At 29.8% G+C, this 18,781-nt stretch carries 14 protein-coding genes; 6 read left to right on the forward strand and 8 right to left on the reverse strand.

All coding sequences use genetic code 11. From position 1 onward, the window contains the following. Nucleotides 1–130 precede the first annotated feature (130 nt). Complete coding sequence (locus tag AX016_RS14980; RefSeq protein WP_100896386.1) at nt 131–2,710, forward strand: PAS domain-containing sensor histidine kinase; 2,580 nt, start codon at nt 131–133, stop codon at nt 2,708–2,710. 1 nt (nt 2,711) lies between these two features. Here the strand turns inward: AX016_RS14980 and AX016_RS14985 are convergent, their stop codons facing one another. After that, the gene (locus AX016_RS14985; protein ID WP_100896387.1) at nt 2,712–3,506 is read right to left on the reverse strand and encodes a TerC family protein; all 795 of its coding nucleotides are present in this window, start codon (nt 3,504–3,506) and stop codon (nt 2,712–2,714) included. Between the two features lie 219 nt (nt 3,507–3,725). On the opposite strand from AX016_RS14985, the gene AX016_RS17230 reads away from it, so the two are divergent. From AX016_RS17230 to AX016_RS14990, 3 genes are read left to right on the forward strand one after another with little or no spacing between them, the layout of a single operon-like run. Beyond that, the gene (locus AX016_RS17230) at nt 3,726–3,872 is read left to right on the forward strand and encodes a hypothetical protein (protein ID WP_157811138.1); all 147 of its coding nucleotides are present in this window, start codon (nt 3,726–3,728) and stop codon (nt 3,870–3,872) included. 48 nt (nt 3,873–3,920) lie between these two features. Continuing rightward, nucleotides 3,921–4,067 carry a lmo0937 family membrane protein gene (locus AX016_RS17235; RefSeq protein WP_157811139.1) on the forward strand — a complete coding sequence of 49 codons (147 nt, stop codon included), beginning with the start codon at nt 3,921–3,923 and terminating at the stop codon, nt 4,065–4,067. 26 nt (nt 4,068–4,093) lie between these two features. Beyond that, a complete protein-coding gene (locus AX016_RS14990; protein ID WP_100896388.1) occupies nt 4,094–5,125 on the forward strand; it encodes a helix-turn-helix domain-containing protein in 1,032 nt (343 codons plus the stop codon). Nucleotides 5,126–5,405: 280 nt separating this feature from the next. On the opposite strand, the gene AX016_RS14995 is transcribed toward AX016_RS14990, so the two are convergent. Continuing rightward, a complete protein-coding gene (locus tag AX016_RS14995; RefSeq protein ID WP_100896389.1) occupies nt 5,406–5,897 on the reverse strand; it encodes a Dps family protein in 492 nt (163 codons plus the stop codon). A 270-nt stretch (nt 5,898–6,167) separates the two neighbouring features. Between AX016_RS14995 and cls the strand changes: the two genes are divergently transcribed. Beyond that, entirely contained in the window at nt 6,168–7,589 is a 1,422-nt protein-coding gene (cls, locus tag AX016_RS15000) for a cardiolipin synthase (RefSeq protein WP_100896390.1), read from the forward strand. Nucleotides 7,590–7,611: 22 nt separating this feature from the next. Further along, entirely contained in the window at nt 7,612–8,214 is a 603-nt protein-coding gene (locus tag AX016_RS15005; protein WP_100896391.1) for a hypothetical protein, read from the forward strand. A gap of 27 nt (nt 8,215–8,241) precedes the next feature. On the opposite strand, the gene AX016_RS15010 is transcribed toward AX016_RS15005, so the two are convergent. The 6 genes from AX016_RS15010 to AX016_RS15035 form a co-directional block, all read right to left on the reverse strand. Continuing rightward, complete coding sequence (locus AX016_RS15010; RefSeq protein WP_100896392.1) at nt 8,242–9,765, reverse strand: GH3 family domain-containing protein; 1,524 nt, start codon at nt 9,763–9,765, stop codon at nt 8,242–8,244. A 384-nt stretch (nt 9,766–10,149) separates the two neighbouring features. Continuing rightward, the gene (locus AX016_RS15015) at nt 10,150–11,442 is read right to left on the reverse strand and encodes a DUF4832 domain-containing protein (protein WP_157811140.1); all 1,293 of its coding nucleotides are present in this window, start codon (nt 11,440–11,442) and stop codon (nt 10,150–10,152) included. Nucleotides 11,443–11,788: 346 nt separating this feature from the next. Further along, a complete protein-coding gene (locus AX016_RS15020) occupies nt 11,789–14,878 on the reverse strand; it encodes a right-handed parallel beta-helix repeat-containing protein (RefSeq protein ID WP_100896394.1) in 3,090 nt (1,029 codons plus the stop codon). A gap of 377 nt (nt 14,879–15,255) precedes the next feature. After that, nucleotides 15,256–16,359, reverse strand: coding sequence for an acyltransferase family protein (locus AX016_RS15025; RefSeq protein WP_100896395.1), 1,104 nt, complete (start codon nt 16,357–16,359; stop codon nt 15,256–15,258). A gap of 112 nt (nt 16,360–16,471) precedes the next feature. After that, complete coding sequence (locus AX016_RS15030; RefSeq protein ID WP_157811141.1) at nt 16,472–17,374, reverse strand: PKD domain-containing protein; 903 nt, start codon at nt 17,372–17,374, stop codon at nt 16,472–16,474. A gap of 31 nt (nt 17,375–17,405) precedes the next feature. After that, complete coding sequence (locus AX016_RS15035; RefSeq protein WP_198519443.1) at nt 17,406–18,767, reverse strand: DUF4832 domain-containing protein; 1,362 nt, start codon at nt 18,765–18,767, stop codon at nt 17,406–17,408. Nucleotides 18,768–18,781: the final 14 nt, after the last annotated feature.

Below are 18,781 nucleotides of genomic sequence, written 5' to 3' on the forward strand. Positions count from 1 at the left end.
AAATTTATTCCTTTTTGTGCTCTATCCATTTTATTTTTACCTCAATCCATTACATCACACCAAAAGAACTTTTTATAAAAAATTGTTTTGGTACATTAGCGAGTCTGTTATTTTAATTAAAACATAGAACGTGGTTAAGTCTTACAAAATATTTATAATTCTACTAATTATTGCTATTGCCTTACTTGCTTTTTTGGGCAGTAATAGTTACAAACAAATAAGAGAACAAGAGAAAACAGCAGAATTAGTTGTATATACTTTACGTGTAGAGAGTGAAATTAACACCTTGTTTTCTGAGTATGCTTTAATGCAATCTCAAGTACTTAAAAACAAGCTTTTTAATAAAGTAAACCATACTATTTTATTAAAAAAGTACAAAGACAGTGCCAGAGAAACCTTTAGTAAACTTAGTTTTTTAATTAAAGATAAACCAGAACAGCAAAAAAGATTAAATGAACTTGCTACCATACAATTTAAGTTTTATGAAGCTATAGACGAGTTTAATGCTTACAAAACAGATACAAAAAAAGAAAAAGTAAACGATAGTGCTTTGTTACAAAATGTATCTGTGCTTATGGCTAAAATTGAAGGTATAAAAAAAAATATGCTTAGTCATGAAGAACTGTATTTGCAAGAACAACGAGACCAACTAACAACCTCCAGACGTTTAAATCCTATTACTACTCTTTTTTTAGGAATGTCTGCTATACTTATTTTTATAATATCTTTTTGGCAAATAAATAAGCAGCGCAAAAAAAATGATACAACAACTGCTTTTTTAAAAAGTGTTTTAAAAAACACAGAAAACATAGTTAGTTATTACACTCCTGTAAAAAACTCATCAGAAAAGATAATAGATTTTAAAATTGTTTACATTAATCATAACATAGAAAATATATTAGGTACTAAGGTAAAGGAAATGAAAGGCAAATTACTGTCTAACATATTACCTATGCAATTTAAAAATGGCGTTTTTGAACATTTGGTTACATGTTACGAAACCGGGAAAATGCAAAAATTTAAAAGAAACTATGAGTTTAATAAAACTGACTACAGGTTTAAAAGTAGTGTTGTAAAATTAAATGATGGTGTTTTAGTTACTGCTGCTGATATTACAGATGAACATATTATAAAGAAAAACTTAACTGCTGCAAAAGATAAACTAGAATCTCAGAATTTATTATTACTAGATAATCGTGCATTTTTAAGTAATGTTTTTAAAAGTACGTCTAATATTGTAACCCACTTTAAATCTATCAGAGATGCTTCAAACAAAATAATAGATTTTGAAATTTTGTTTATTAATGACTCTCAAAACGAGAGTATTAAAAATAATATTCCTTCAGAATTAAAATATAAGAAAGCTTCTGAAATTTATCCAGATATTTTTAAAAATGGTGTTTTTGAAAAAATGGTTAATTGCATAGAAAAAGAACAGCAAATAGAGTATGAAACTCATATAGAAAAAAATGGTAAAACTATTTGGTTAAATGCAACAGCCATTAAACTTAATGACGGTGTTACTGTTACGTCTAGAGATATTACGTTAGAAAAAATTAGGGCAGAAAAACTAAATATACTTAATGCCGAGTTAGAAATACAAAATTCTATTTTTAAAGATGCAGAAGAGGTTGCAGATATTGGCAGTTACGTTTGGTATTTAGACTCTGGTACTGCTGTAATATCAGACAATTTTTATCGTATTTTAGGATATGAGCCTAAAGAATTTGAAGTTACTTTTGATAGTTACCGTAGTTTTATACACCCAGATGACTTAAAACTATACGACCAATTAGGCAAAGAAACAGTAGAAAATGGTACATCTACCATACATACTTACCGTGTTATAACAAAATCTGGTGCTTTTAAGCATATTTACATCAACGGGCAAAAAGTTGTTAAAGATGGTAGAGATGCATCTGTTGGTGTGGTACAAGATATTACAGATAGTGTTAAAACTGAAGAAAAATTAAAAGCAAAAAATGAAGAACTAAAACGTTCTAACGCAGAATTAGAATCTTTTAACCGCGTGGCTAGTCATGACTTACAAGAGCCTATGCGCAAAATACAAATGTTTATCTCTAGACTCTCTGAAGGTGAAATAGAAAAACTATCAGACAGGGGAAAAATGTATTTTAATAAGATTGATAGCTCTGCTAACAGAATGCAAACTTTAATTAAATACCTACTTGCCTACTCTAGAATAAACAGAACAAAAAAAGATTTTGTGAAAATTTCTTTAAATGATACTATTGAAAAAGTTTTAGGTGATTTAGAAGAGTTAATTGAAGAATCTGGTGTAAATATTACAATTGATAATTTACCTACCATAAAGGCCATACCTTTTCAAATGGAGCAACTATTTAATAATTTGGTTAATAATGCCATTAAATATAGATCTACAACAGAAACTCCTAAAATTACTATTGAATGCAAAAAACTTACACGAACAGAAATTACCGATACCTTTAATAAAAGAAGAAAAAACTACTACCGCTTAACTATAAAAGATAACGGTATTGGTTTTGACCAAGAAAACGCAAAAAAAATATTTGGTCTTTTTGAGCGCTTACACCAAAAAGAACAATACTCTGGTACTGGTATAGGGTTGGCTATTTGTAAAAAAATAATAGTAAACCACAGAGGACATATTATTGCTAAAAGTAAACCTGGTGAGGGCTCTACATTTAGCGTGTACTTACCAGCTTAATTTATTTTTTTGATGATTTTTTCTTGAGTTTCATATTTAAAAATTCTACTAATAAAGAAAATGCTATAGCAAAATACAGATAGCCTTTTGGTATAGCGCCAATAGTTTGTCCAAAAAATACTGTGCCAGATAAGTGAGCTGCCTCTGTTATAAGCATAAACCCAATTAATATTAAAAATGATAAAGCAAGTAACTGCATAGATGGGTGCTTACTTATAAATTCTCTTATTGTATTAGCAAAAGCCATCATTATAGTTATAGATATTACAACGGCTATAATCATTAGTATTAATGAGTGGTTTGCATGTGTACCAATACCATTTGTCATTCCTACAGCTGTTAATATAGAGTCTATAGAAAAAATAAAATCTATAATTACAATTTGTACAATTGCTTTGGGCAATGTGGTTATTTTTTTTGCTTTTAATTCTTCTTCCTCTTCTCCTGGTTCATCTAGTTTTTCATGAATTTCTGATGTACTTTTATATAGAAGAAAAAGTCCGCCAAAAAATAAAATAAGTGCCTGCCAACTTATGCCTACTTCTAACCAAGAAGTTGTAATAGTATAAAACGGCTTTTTTAATCCTACTAAAAAAGATACTCCTAATAATAAAAGGATACGTTGTACCATAGCCAGTAACAAACCTAAGTTAGTTGCTTTTTTTTGCTGCTCTTTTGGCAACTTACCGGCAGCTATAGAAATAAACACAATATTATCTATACCTAATATTATTTCTAAAAAGGTTAGGGTTATTAATGCTATCCAAGCATCTGCACTAGAAAAAATCTCTAACATAGTTAATGGCTTTTATGTAAATAAGTTGTTTTAGGAATGTTTTATAAAATTAAAAAAAATACCAACAAAACATTTAAAACAGCTTAAAAGGATTAAAATTTAATGCCATAAGGGCCAAAAACAGGGCTTTTCTAATAATTATATAACATAAAGCTAAAATTGTATAACAAAAAAAGACGGTCTCTTCACCAACTTTGCACCAAACAAAACAACAACGCTATGATACATATAAAACAAGCATGCATTACAAATTCTAGAGTTGGACGTAGCTGGGTTAAAGAATCTCTACGAACTAATAAAGAAAAGCAAATATCTAATGATACAGATACAACTACAGATGGTCTAGAAAGCTTAAATAAAGAATAAGGAATTTCCTTATTAGTATTTAATAAAACAATGATCAAAAAAAATAATATGAAAAAGCTATTAATACCGTTGGCAGTAATTTTAATAATAATTTGGGCTTTAGCCTTTTTTATCTACGCGTTAGGTTACATAGCACATATATTTTTAGTAGTAGCAACTATCCTTTTTATTATAAAGGTTTTGCAAGAAAAATAATTAAGAATCCCTAAACAAGAAGCATTATGAAAGTTATAAATCTTAGAACAAACAATATAGAACAAGACTTTAATCAATTTAAAGAAGATCTAGGCGGCCGTTTAGAGTATACTCACAAAGAGTATTCTTTAGAATTAGATAATGATTTTGGGAAGGGAGAAATTAAAGGAGTATCTGTAAATAAAAATATATCTTTTATAGAGTATAATTTAATATTTGCACAAGACACTGTTATTATTAGAAACACTCCTATTACTAACCCTATTTACTTTTTATACTGTGCAGAGGGGCAAATGAGTCACAGTTTTGGACAAGACGGTAAGCAAAGGTCATTAAACCAATTTCAAACAGGAATTTTTGCAAGTGACCCTAGTAAAGACGCTTGTTTTTTCTTTAGAAAAGGACAATCTGTAACATTTTCTAATATTAGTATTAATACATACTCAGAAAATAAAGATGATGAGGCAGATGACTTATTACAAACTCAACTTTTAAAAACATTTATGCCATCTAAGGAAAAAGAGATTTTTGCTTATGTTGGATCTTACAACCTAAAAATTGCTGAAAAAATGCAGCAATTAGAAGCTATAAAACAAAAAGGAATTGTTAGACAATTACTTATCAAGGGTATTGTACACACCGTTTTAGCTTTAGAAATAGAACAACACAACCAAGATAAAAAGAATGGTGCTACAAACTTTGGTTCTTTAACTAGAAGTGAAATGGATACCGTTAACGAATTATCTAGCTTTATAAAAAATTACCCAGAAATTAAGTATACACTAGTTTATTTAAGTAACAAGGCTGGTATGTCTCCTGCTAAACTACAAGAAGGTTTTAAACTGTTACACAACCGTACAGTATCTGACTTTATTAGAAATACACGTGTAGAAAAGGCAGAAAACTTACTAAAAACTACAGATCTTAATATTTCTGAAATTGTATATACAGTAGGATTAACTAGTAGAAGTTATTTTTCTAAGATATTTAAAGAAAAATACAACTGTAGTCCTAAATACTACCAAGAAAATCAATATTCTGCAGCACTTACTGCATAAATATTAAATATAAATACAATATTAAAAATCCGCTTATTAAGCGGATTTTTTTACGTTTAAAACGTAATCAATATCTAAAAATAACTTGTAAAGAGTTTTAGGTGATTATTGCTTAACGTATACACAAACAACAACTAACTACACACGCTATTTTAAAGCAACATACACTATTAAAAGCATTGTTTTTTACAACTATAATTTTAAATAGTAACATAAAAATAGTGCATAAAAAAAGGCGGTAAGATTAAAACCTTACCGCCTTTTTATTTAAATAGTTATTCTATTTAAAACTTTTTAAAGATGAACGTAACATCCAAGCCATTTGCTCATGCATTTGCATTATTGCCGTAATAAAATCTGCTGTACCTTCATCATTATGTGCTTCTGCATTTTCGCCTATGCTCTCTCTAATAAATTTAATTATTGTTTGGTGATCGTCTAAAAGAACTTTCATAAAGCTAGCACTATCATTTTGGTCTGGTCCGTTTTCTTTTAACTCAGACAACTCTATAAATTGTTGCATACTACCAGGAGAATAAAACCCTAACATACGTATACGTTCTGCTACTTCATCAATAGTATTTTCTAATTTACCATATTCCTCTTCAAAAAATACGTGCTTGCTATGAAAATCTATCCCTTCTACATTCCAGTGTGCATTTCTGTATTTTGTATACATTACATACTCATCTGCAAGTAACTGCTTTAGCATATTTACTACCGCTTTTCTATTGTCTTTTTTAATTCCTATAGCTGTTTCTACTGTTTCCATTTTATATTTTTTTATGATTATAGTATAAAGGTAAGGCTAAGTACAAGCCTAGATTATCTCTATTAATTTAGAAATTAGCTCTAAAAAAAGTAACAAATCTATCTACATAGCAAAACAACAAAATAAACATAACTAACTAATAATGAGTAAATATCACTAAAACTCATAAAATAATTAACCTAATCAAACCAATTTTTAGCTCTAAACAAAGGTCTTAACAATTAAAAAAAAGATGTTACCTATATTGTATACTACAAACACAAAACAACTATGAATACTTTTTTATGGATATTATATGCAGTGGTAACACTAAGGAGTATAAGTAGTATTATATTTCATGGCAACAGACCAACAAAATCTTTAAGCTGGTTTTTAGCAGTGCTACTATTACCATTTGCTGGTCCGTTACTATATTATATGTTTGGTGTAAACCGAAGAAAATTTAAATTCTTTAGAAAGAAACAAGAAGATAAAAAAAAGCATTTTGAGAAAAAATACAGAGAAATTCATAAGTTAGATAACACTGTAGATTTTAACTCGCCAAAGAAAAAGAAACTATCTAAACTTATTGAAACTAGTACTCTTTTAAAAGCATACAGTAACAACAACATTACAGTACTTAACAATGGCAAAGAAACTTTTGATAGTATTTTTGATGCATTAAAAAAGGCTGAAAAATATATTCATTTACAATATTATATTTTTTCTAAAGGTGAATTAACAGAGCAATTTTATTCAATTTTAAAAGAGAAAGTTAACGCTGGCGTAGAAGTTCGCCTAATTTACGATGCATTTGGAAGCTACTCCTATAGAAATAAAACAATAAAAAGGTTTAAAGATATAGGTGTAAAAGCCTACCCAATGATGCCTATAGAATTTGGCAGCTTATTATTTAGCTTAAATTATAGAAACCACAGAAAAATAATTATAATAGATGGTAATGTGGGCTTTACAGGTGGTGTAAATGTAACAGACAAGTATATAAAACCAATTTCTAATGTTGGCATTTGGAAAGATATACACATAAAACTAGAAGGCCCAGTAGTAAACAGTTTACACAGGGTATTTATAAAAGATTTTTATTTTGCTAGTAATGATGAAGTTCTATTACATAAAAAATATATTTCTAAAAATGAGGTTAAAGGGCAACATACTGCTCAAATAGTAGCAGCTGGTCCAGACTCTAAGCAACCTGCCATTATGCAGCAATATATAGAGATGATAAATATTGCCGAAAAATGTATTTGCATTGCTAACCCATACTTTATACCAAGCACATCTGTACTACAAGCTTTAAAAATTGCGGCTTTAAGTGGTGTAACTATAAATATTTTAATCCCAAAAGTGTCAGACTCACTGGTAGCAAAATACAGTATGTTCTCTAGGTTAGAAGAACTTTTAGAAGTTGGTGTAAATGTTTTTTTAAGACCAGATTTTTCTCATAGTAAAATGATATTAATAGATGGAGAAATAACATCTATAGGCTCTGGTAATTTTGATTACCGAAGCTTTGAGCACAATTTTGAAACCAACGCCATTATATATGATAGCGCAATAACCAAAAAAATACAAGCAGATTTTAATACAATTTGTAAACAAGACACTAAACTTAAGTACAACAAATTTAAAAACAGACCGCTATGGCACAAACTTTTTGAAGGTGTAGCCAAGTTTTTTAGTCCATTATTATAAAAATTAGATACAGTAACAAACAATGAAATTTATAATTTATATAGCATTATTTATGAGTGTACAATACATAAACGCACAACATATTACTCCGCAAATTATTAAAAAAGAAGCCTTAATTGCTTTATCCTATTACCCACAATTAAAAAATACAGAAATAGAATTTAGATTTAAAAACAACATTAAAAAATCTACAATGCAGGCACAACCTGTATTTGGTAGTCTTTTACGATCTAAAAAAAAGAGAAAGTATTTAGTTTTAATAAGTGAAAAATTTAAAATATCTGGTAAAGAATTTAAAACTACAGATGTAGACAGCGACATATTAATTGGCTGGTTAGGTCATGAACTTGGTCATATTTTAGATTACCAAAACCGTAGTAGTTTAAATTTAATGTGGTTTGGTATAAAATACTCTTTGTCTGACAATTATATAAAAGAAGCTGAGCGCGCAGCAGATTCTTATGCAGTAAACTCTGGTATGGCTAACTATATTTTAAAAACCAAAAAGTTTATTTTAAACAACGCAGAGATTGATGAAGACTATAAAGCACGAATTAAAAAGTACTATTTATCTCCTGAAGAAATAATGGTATTAGTAAATGAATTAGAAAAAAAGAAGCAATAATTAATTGCTTCTTTTTTTCTAATTCATTTAAGAGTTATTTATCACAAAGTCTTCCCACTCTGCAAAACGCTCTTGCCCCATTACCCTTTCCATTTTTACTTGTCCGCCTTTCTTTTTATTACTTCCACTCCACTCATGAAAAACAGAAGGCATAACCGTAGTTACTTTAACACCCTCTAGAGCTTTAGACCTAGCAACCTTATAATTTTTATTTGCTTCTGTTAAAAAACGATCTAATTCTTGTGCTAACTCTGTGTTATTAATATTAGATTCTGTGCCTAAATACCAACAATGGTAAAAATCATCGTTAATACGGTTGGCACATAATGTATATTCTTGTATTTCTATATTAAATTGTTTTTCTAAATGTTGCACAGCATCATTTAACTTATTTACAGATAATTGCGAACCTACAGTGTTTAAAAAAAACTTTGTTCTACCTGTAATTTTAATTTCTGCACGTTCTATATCTGTAAACTCTATAGTGTCTCCTATAAGGTAACGCCAAGCACCAGCAACACTACTTAATATTAAAACATAATCTTGATTTAGCTTTACCTCTGCTATTGTAAGTGAAGGAGCATTTTGCACTAAAGAACCATCTGGCTTAATATAATCTGGATTAAAAGGAACAAACTCAAAATAAATTCCGTTATCTGTAACCAATTTCATGGCATCGGTTTCTGGTCTTTGCTGAAAAGCAATAAAACCTTCAGATGCCAAATAAGTATCTATAACTGTTATTGGCTTTCCTAATAGCGCATTAAAGCTTTTTTCATACGGTCCAAAAGCTACACCACCAGAGGTGTACACTTGTAGGTTAGGCCATATTTCATGTATGTTTTTTAGTCCGTTGTAGTCTATTACTTTTTTTAACATAAGCTCCATCCAAGACGGTATACCACTTAAGGCTCCTATATCCCAGTCTGATGCTTTCTCTGCTATACGTTGTACACGTGTATCCCAATCTGCAATTTGAGCAATCTCTTTTCCTGGCTTGTAATAGTTTTGAAACCAAAACGGAATATTACTAGCGCTTATTCCACTAATTTCACCTTCTAATGCGTTGTTATATTCTTCTAAATCTGTAGAACTACCCAGCATCATAATTTCTTTTTCAAAAAAATCTGCAGGTAAATCAAAGTTTTTAAGTGCCAAAACTTGTTGTATACCAGCATTACGTATGGCTTTAACCATATCATCTGTAACAGGTATACGCTTGCTAGTTTTTCCTGTTGTACCAGAACTTAAAGCAAAATAATCTGGACTATTAGGCCAAGTAATATTTTCTTCTCCTTTTTGTACATTTTGCCACCAATTAGTAGTTATTTGGTCATAGTCTGAGAAGGGTACTATATTTTTAAACTCTTTCTCTATATTACCTGAGTTTAATATATGACCAAACTTATAATGCTTTCCAAATTTTGTATTTTCTGCTGTACTTAATAAACTTTTAAGTACTGCTTTTTGTTCTTCTACTACATTATTACTTGTAGAGATAATATCTGAAGCATGGATAATTCCTTTAATTATGTTTCCTATTATAGCCATTTGTTAGTGTTTAAGGTGATTTAATATGCAACTAGGCCTATTGAAAAAAGTATCTAGGTCATAGAGCAACAAAAGTCTTATAATTTTAAACAGGAGTTTAACTCATTTAAAACTATTATTAACACTAAGAAAATAAAAAGATGGTTAAAATTTAAGCATAAAAAAACCAGTAAATAAATTTACTGGTTTTGTTTTTTAGCTTATTGCCAAACAGTTATACTAATTAAGTAATACAAAGTTATGATGTTTAATGACTATTCCCCAAATAGTATTAATACTAACTCCAACGTTTTAACTTAAACACATATTACCTGGCATTGTTGCAATCTTAACATATTTAACACTCAAAAAAACTAATATTTCTGAAGGCAATAAGACTAAAATTTAGTACGAATTAACAAAGTCTATTACTTGGCCATCTAATAACCTTGGACAATAGATTTCTAGCTCTTCATCACCGTCATGATCAATAGTAAATACACTTTCTTCTCCTGGCATTAATGATTTAAGTGATTCGTTAGAATCATGACCTGCTATAGATAAGTAAGCATCATAATAAATTGGAGCTATACCATTATTTTTTACTGTTAAAATTGATTTACCGTCTACTTTAACAAATTTTGTTACCTCAAACTTATAACCAGTAGCTAAACTTGCTTCTTTAATTCTGTTTTTGCTTTGATATTGAAACTGGTCATTACCTATCATATATGTAATATGAAAACGCGCTGCAAAAGACTCAAAAGACTCTTCGTGTGGGCCATTAGGCGAAAGCACGTTTCTTTGTTCATAATCAGTATAATAACTAAACTCTCCTCCTATAGGTGAATTTTCAAATCTATCTCTTCCAAAAAAGTTATGCATATCTGTATTATAGTCACCGTGCTTCTTGTGCATAAAAGAATCATCAAAAACACCAAAAGGTAAATTTAATAAAGATGTATTTTCACTAAACGGACTGTATTCAGAGTCTCCTGCATCAATAGAAAGTGACCAATGTAGGTTGTAAAACTCATCATTTAACTTATTTAAAAATGTTGTTTGAAATGATTTACTAGGAAAAGTTCTTCCCAAATCAATAAGACCGTCATAATTATGATATTCTGCATAATGCCCAAAACCTACTTGTATAAATGCCAATCTGTTATCTTCATCATACTTCTCAGCAAATTTTTCATAAAATTCTAAAATAAAGTCTTTTAACTCTTGGCTTCTCCAATCTGGGTACCAAGTATCCTTTTTTTCTGCTTTAGCCTCTATTTCTTCATATCCATTACTATTTTTAATATACTGTGGTACAGTTGTCTCAAAACCTGGATATGAAATTCTAAATCTTAAAATTGCTTGATGATTTCTAGATGCTATATCATTTAATTTATTTTCAACAGCTGTCCAATCATAAACTCCTTTTTGAGATACAATATCATCATAATTCATATATGAATATTCTAAGCTATTTACCCCTTTGTTATTATTATTATTATCATCCCAAAGTACTATTCCTGTCATTGGTTGCACTTTAGTAATTTCATCTACACCACCTAAATTATCTACGGTGACATCAATTACTTCTTCGTCTACGTTTTCTTCAATATCATCAAAAAATTCGTCATACTTACCATCACAACTAACGGCAAAAGCACTAGCAATTAACACTACAAATAATAATTTTTTCATAATTTTTATTTTCAATTTAAAGTTAAAAAGAGCTCTTTTATGTTTTTTTATAAGCTCCATTATTTTTTTGGTTACTCTATATGGTTATTTGGCTTAGTTAACTTTAAGAAAAATACTTACGTGTAATTTCCTTTTACTAGATCTTTAATAAGAAATACTCTACAAACAACTAATTATTGTAATTAGCCTTTTATTGTTAGACTATGGTAGCAACAATAGTCTTATTAAACAAACAATATTAAATAGCGCAGCAATTAATCCTACAAGCAATATTTTCTTCATAATTTTTAAATTTTAATTAGAAAAGAGCTTGCATTATTTTTGCAATACAAGCCCGTGTATTAATTTATTTTAGAATAATTTTTTTTGTGGTTGTATTGTGTGGTGTTTTAACTTTTAGTATTACCATACCTCTTAATAAACTTTCTACAGGAACAACCTCTGTATGGTTACCAGTTTTTACATATGTATTTTTTGAAAAATATACAGCTCCATCCATACCTACTAGTTGTACAGATACTTCTCCTGCAATTTCTACTGAGTAATTAATAGAAATTTCATTTATTGCAGGGTTGGGATAAACTATTAAGTCTAAGTTAGTAACATCTACTTCTTCTTTTACTTTGCTTACTGCAATAACTTTACTAGCCGTAGTAGCTTTGTTAGCTGTAGAAGTACCTAATGATAAGTAAACCATACTATTACCATTTGCAGGTACAGCACCTAAACTATTACCCCAATTTTTAGTATGCCCTTCTAAACCTATACCTATAGTACCAGAGTTTCCTAAACCTAACTGAGACTTAAGTATTTTACCTTCTATACTTGTTGGGGTCATTACAAACTCTATACCCTCTGAGTTAATTACATTGCTAAAAGGCCACCCTGTACTTGCACCATTGTATTGGTGCAATACATTGTAATTTGCATCTATAAAATAATCGGTTTTATCTGTCCACATATAAGGGTGACCAGTTGCTCCGTTAGTATTTATAAAAACGTTGTACTCATCTAGCTCTTGTGCATCAATATCTGCGTATAAATAAATATAATTATCATCTGCATAACCGTAAATACTACTAAAAGAACTGCCAGTAACACCTGTAATTAATGGTTGATAATCCTCTACTGGGCTTTTATAACCATCTACAGCTAAAGTTCCTGCACCAGATCCTCCGTTTAAAGTTAAATACACCATTCCGTTATTTTGTAAAGGAATAGACCCTACAGATGTTGGCCAATTATCAGTATAACCTATAATACCTAAACCTATGGTACCGGTATTACCAATGCCTAATGCATATTTAGGTATACGCCCTTCTATAGTTGTTGCTGTTTTAACACATCTAACATTCATAACACTATTATCTGCTGCAAAAGGCCAAGCTGCGTTACCGTTTTCATTGTAAGTGTTTAAAAGGTTTAAGCTTCCGTCTACATAGTAATTTGTTTTTTCTACCCAAGTTTCTTTAAAACCAGTACTAGAATTTGTATTTACAAAAATTGAATATTCTGGTAAACTACCTGAGTACTCTGCATATACGTACACAAAGTTTTCATCATCATAAGCATATATACTAGACCATACTCCTTGGTTTACGCCAGTTTGTAATGCTATGTAGTTTTCACTAGCACTATTTACACCATCTATCGCTGCAGATTGGTCTCCAATACTAGCTCCGTATTCTATAGCGCCGGCATCTACTATATCATTAAATATTCTTTCATTACCCAAATAGTCTACTTCATCTTCAGCTACTGTATATAAAGGGTCTCCAGCATCTATAGCTCCAGATGTAGGTAACAAGTTAAAGTCTACATTTGGACTTGAAGTATTCACAAATTTAGGATCTACAAACTGTGAGTTTTGGTCTAAATTTGGTTTTTGTTGTTGGTAATAAGCAAAATTTCCATATCCATCACCACCAGCATTAGACCAGTCAAAGTAACCATTATGAGTACCTTCTGTATCTGTGTAATAAATATTATAGTCAAAATCTATAGTACTTAAATAGGGTACATTAGCATCTGAAGGTTTTGCTACTACTACTAAACTTTTATGATCAACAGCATAAAAAATGTTATTTTTAACAGTTAAGTTTCTTACATTTCTAGCTATAATTAATTCAGCTCCTGTTAATACATCAAGGTATGTATCATTAGTACTACCATTTCTATAAGAAGTATTTCCTATTACTTTTATACTGTCTACATAAGCTTCTTCCTTACCTTCTGGCACTCCCAATATAAAACCTACGTAAGAGTTATCATAAGCAATATTATTTTTAAGCGTATGGCCACCAGAGTTGGTATTTTTAGTCTCATTCCCAATAGAAAAACCAACTTGCCCATCTGAAACTATATTATTTTCTATTGTAACGTATTTAGAACCATCACAATAAATACCAGCAGCAGTGGCAATAGGAGACCTACAGCTAGTTACTTTGTTATTTTTTATAAGACCATTACGTGCATAATTGTACTTTTCTAGTAAAGTAGCCCCAGTAATATCCATAACCCATTCGTACCTACCAGCCGCAACAATTCCTATATTTTGTACTTCTGTAATTGTATTGTTTATTATTTTAAACCCATCAACATTACCATTAACCTGTATACCCTCTGTCCAACCTGGTATAACATGGTGTATATAATTATTTTTTATAACCACACCCTTAATAGCAGTAGTACTTGTACCGGTTACATTAATTGGCCCACAATTATCACTTCCAGTTGCAGATTTTAATATTGCTTTTTCTGATTCATTAAAATTTACTCTATTAATTAAAGGATCTACATTTGGAGTCCATGAAAAATCATAAATTTCATTACCTACTATTTCTATTTTTTCAGATGTATTTGCCAACTGTATACCAAACTTAGAATCCTTTATAATTGTATCATTTTTTATAGTTTTTAAACTCTCATTACAGCGCATATTTTCTAGTTTAAACCCCTGTACTCTTACACTTTTAGCTCCAGATGTTACTGCTATTAATGAAGCAAACTTAACACTGTAAAGGTCTCTACCATTTATAATTACCTCTCCTTGGGCTTGTAATGTAAACCAATTACTACCTTTACCACCATTGGCAGATGTTATAAATATTCTTGTAGCTTCTGTTGGGTAATACGTACCAGGCTTAACTATAATTTGCTCATCAGAAACCATATTAGCAATACCTAACACATTACCTCTGTAGTCTAACGCAGCTCTTATTGTTTTAAATGGATACGTTTCAGAACCATTTGATGCAGTGGTTCCTGTATAACTTGCATCTACATACAAGGTTGTTGGTCTTGTTTGCGCTACACTTGTTTCTATTTGTGTAATACATAAAAGAAATGTAAACAAAATTAAGCTTCTAAGTCTATAATTTAGACTGGGCTCTTTTTTGGTTAAAACTGTTTTTAAGTAGTTCAAAATTGTTTTCATAGTAGTAATAGTAGTTTTTAGTTATTTTTTATAATTGTGGTTATCTATTTTTAAGTGCATTCTATTTGTTAAAAATCTAATTATCAGTTTTAATTTAAAAATGTGTTCGAGCACATTTTAAAGCAAATATATAAAAATATTTAGTGTTCTCGATAACATTTTTTAAAAAAATATTAATATTATTATAAATTTTGATTAAAAAAAACAATATTAACAGACTAAAAATCTTACAAGACTAGGTTCTTAAGTACTAAAAACATTAGGAAAAATAGAATTATATGTTTGGATAGTAAATAAAAAATATGATTAAAATAAAATTAATAGTTAAACCTAGTCTGGCAAATTATAATACATAACGAGCTACAATTTGTTAAAAATTATATTTTTATATAAGTTTTATTTTTATACATATACCATAATAAAAGATACATAATACAAAACCCTCCAAATGATGTTAATGCATTGTAATATGCTCCAAAAAACTGTTCTAGACCAAATAAAATATCTTCTGAAATTTTTGGAAAATTTAATACGTGAGACAGAACATAAGCTGTAATTGCATTAACTCCTATAATTTTTAAAGGAAGACTCCATTTTACAATACCTTTTACATCTATAACTAAATAAAATATATTGTACAAAAGCATACATAACCCTGATGATAATAAAACAAATGTACTGTTCCACAACTTTTTAACACTAGGATGAAATATATTTAAAAACAAACCTATTGTAATAAATGCTAACCCTAATAAAAAAATATGTAATGCTGTTTTTTTGGGAGATAAGTTTGATTTTAGTATTTCTCCTATAAATAAACCCGAAAGTGTAGTTGCTGTAAACCCTAAACTACTTAACAGCCAAGTGTACTGGTAACCATCATCAAACCTACCAAAAACTATATTGTCTACATAAATAGCAATATTTTTATCTGGTAATAACTCACTAATCCCTATACCTGGTACAGGTGCAAGCTCTAGCAACAATATATATATAATGAGAAACGTTGCAAAAGCTATATATCTATTTATTTTACTTAAATGAATATAAAATATACAAGCAAATAAATAGCCAACTGCAATGGCTTGTAATGTATTACTAAAAATTTTAAACTCATTAATACTAAAGTGTAGTAAATTTCCCTGTACAACCCAGCCTAGTATAAATAAAATAAAAAAGCGTTTAATTATGTGCGGGTAAAGCTTTAATTTATTATCAATTTCTTTTTTTCGTTTTTCTAAAGAAAAAGGAATTACCACTCCTACTAAAAATAGGAATAAAGGCATAATAATGTCATAAAAATGAAAACCAAACCATTTTGGATGCTTAAATTGAGTAGCTAAAAAACCAGAAAAATTAGTTTGCGAAGCGTTATGTAAGTTTTCAAAAAAGTGATCTGCAAAAATAATCATAAGCATATCAAAACCTCTTAACGCATCTATTGATAATAACCTCTTATTTTGTTTATTTAAATTATCCACCTAAAAAATTATTAAACTTATGTGTAATAAAGCTGTCTAAATATTTTAAAAATTGATAAATTTTAGACTAGCCTTTTATTTTTTATGGGGAAAATATTAGTTTGTATTATTTTTACTCACAAAGTCCTGTAGACTCAATAGGAACCTCATAACTAACAAATTTACTAGTGCCTGTTACGTTAGGAAAAGTACCAACGGCAGCCCAACCAATAGTTAACTCTGTAAAAGCAAAGCTTATGGTACTACCTATAGAGCCAAACTGAGTTTTTGGAATACTAAATTCTATAGCGTTTGTATCATTATCTACACTAATAACACCAGATGAAGTAAGGTTTTCTCCAGAACCAGCTAAAGCAGACCAACCCCAACCTCCATTAGGATCTGTATGTTGAAAAAAAGACCCCCAAGAATTACTAAGCAAAGGACCTTCAAACAATAGTTCTGCTCCAGAGCCCTCTGGCCACTGCCAGCTTAAAAAACCGCTAGATGCGTCTCCGTCTGTACTTATAAATATATTAACTAGCTCCATTTGCATAGTAGAATTGCCTTCTAAGTAAACATTTACGTTATCTCCTTTTCCCCATACTTTTATTTTTTGCATGGATGCTGCTGTTGGTTCTTGATATAAATATTCTATAGATTCCCAATCTGTAAAATCACCATCAATTGCTATATCTACATCAAGAACTTCTGGAGCTGTAATTATTTTTGTTACAGCAGCCTCTTGTCCTAAATCATTAATTGCGGTTAATGTTACCTTTATCTCCCCTCCTATATTAACATACCTATAAGTAGGGTTCTCCTTGTCACAGTAAAAACTTAAATCTCCAAAATCCCATCTATAGGTAGTTGCACCTTCAGAAAGGTTTGTAAATGAAAATAAATTATCGTCATTAGAAAATGAAAAATCTGCAACAACATTACCATTATCAGAATTAGTGTCAGTGTCATCTGATCCGCAGCTCAAAATGAGAAAAACAGAAAAGGTGCTTAGTAAGAAAATTATTTTTTTCATAATCATTATAGTTAAAGATTAAATTTTGATTTTAGTTAATGGTTAGTGTGTGAGAAAGCTTATTTAAACCTTCTAATGCGTTCCAAGTATCAATATTTGCTAGTTGTATTGCGTATTCTGGCCTGTCTGCCAATTTACTGCTTTGGTCTTCAATTTTTAAAAACAAGTCATATTTTCCTGCTGGAATTCCTGTTAATGCAACAGACTCATTTAATTGTAAATCTACATTAGGTAACACCTTTCTAACATCAAAATTTAATGCCTTTTTATACAAGGTTCCATCTGTAGCTTTAAGTACTAAAAAAGTATTTTTCTGATTATAAACTGGAGCATACCCAACATTACTTATCACTGCATTTAAATTAAAATTACTGCTAGCAGTTACTTTTTTTTGTAATTCTGCAGATTTTAAAACAAGTCTGTATCCTAACTTTTTTTGAAAATCTACAAAGCAGCTATTATTTCTCCAGACATTAAGCACTGGGCCATACCAATCTAAGTTTAAATATGTCCATTTTAACAAAGTCATTTCCTCCTCTGCTGTAGCACAACTAGCTGTTGGTATTCCGCTAGGCGGACAAGTTTCTCCGCCAGTAGGCACAAAACTTGCTTCATCACTAATATAACTTTTTTCAATAGTTACATTCTGATAAGTACCGTAATCATCTACACTAGCTAAAAAACAATCGTTATGAAAACCCACACGGGCTATGTCTGTTGTACCGTACCCAACGGTTTCATCTATAGCATTGGTATAATCAAAAACTTCTTGCTTATATTTTGGTGTTCTTAATTGTATTTTTACTTCTTTAGGAAATACATCTAACAGCTTGTTTACAACAGCTTTTCTACTTTCTGTTGTTGTTAAGTTATTTGTTGAAAAAGCCCATTCTCCCCATGAGCCAATAAAACCAGCTTGTACAAAAGCTATTACATCTGCATTATCTGACACTATTGGTTTAAGCTGATCTAAGTGGTTTTCTATTATATTTAATGGAGCATCAGTTTCATCAGAATTACTATTATATGCAAAACGTAAAACACATTTAATTCCTGCTTCCCTTAACCTTTCAAAATCTGTTTTAATCAGGTTTAACTGAACTTCACTTAAATCTGAATTTTTAAAAGCATCTAAATAGTATAGTCGTAAAATAATAGTAACATTTTCATTTTTTAAACTGTTTAATGTCACTAAACTTAACGGATCTCCTTCAGAGAGAACACTCCAGCTATGCATAAATCCACGTTCTGGATTAGAAATTACTTCTAAAGATTCTGTATATTTTATTTCACTTAACGTGTCATCTGCAATTACCTCATCATCACCAGAAGAACTACTACTACAGCTAATAACCATAATTAATAGTGTTAACGCTAAAATTCTATTTTTCATCATTTTATTTTTTA

The sequence above is a fragment of the Cellulophaga sp. RHA19 genome (assembly GCF_002813425.1).
Taxonomy (GTDB): domain Bacteria; phylum Bacteroidota; class Bacteroidia; order Flavobacteriales; family Flavobacteriaceae; genus Cellulophaga.

Coding starts and splice junctions, on each gene's coding strand:
- AX016_RS14985 (WP_100896387.1), bottom strand. CDS start 3,506: ATGTTAGAGATTTTTTCTAGTGCAGATGCTTGGATAGCATTAATAACC.
- AX016_RS17230 (WP_157811138.1), top strand. CDS start 3,726: ATGATACATATAAAACAAGCATGCATTACAAATTCTAGAGTTGGACGT.
- AX016_RS17235 (WP_157811139.1), top strand. CDS start 3,921: ATGAAAAAGCTATTAATACCGTTGGCAGTAATTTTAATAATAATTTGG.
- AX016_RS14990 (WP_100896388.1), top strand. CDS start 4,094: ATGAAAGTTATAAATCTTAGAACAAACAATATAGAACAAGACTTTAAT.
- AX016_RS14995 (WP_100896389.1), bottom strand. CDS start 5,897: ATGGAAACAGTAGAAACAGCTATAGGAATTAAAAAAGACAATAGAAAA.
- cls (WP_100896390.1), top strand. CDS start 6,168: ATGAATACTTTTTTATGGATATTATATGCAGTGGTAACACTAAGGAGT.
- AX016_RS15005 (WP_100896391.1), top strand. CDS start 7,612: ATGAAATTTATAATTTATATAGCATTATTTATGAGTGTACAATACATA.
- AX016_RS15010 (WP_100896392.1), bottom strand. CDS start 9,765: ATGGCTATAATAGGAAACATAATTAAAGGAATTATCCATGCTTCAGAT.
- AX016_RS15015 (WP_157811140.1), bottom strand. CDS start 11,442: ATGAAAAAATTATTATTTGTAGTGTTAATTGCTAGTGCTTTTGCCGTT.
- AX016_RS15020 (WP_100896394.1), bottom strand. CDS start 14,878: ATGAAAACAATTTTGAACTACTTAAAAACAGTTTTAACCAAAAAAGAG.
- AX016_RS15030 (WP_157811141.1), bottom strand. CDS start 17,374: ATGAAAAAAATAATTTTCTTACTAAGCACCTTTTCTGTTTTTCTCATT.
- AX016_RS15035 (WP_198519443.1), bottom strand. CDS start 18,767: ATGAAAAATAGAATTTTAGCGTTAACACTATTAATTATGGTTATTAGC.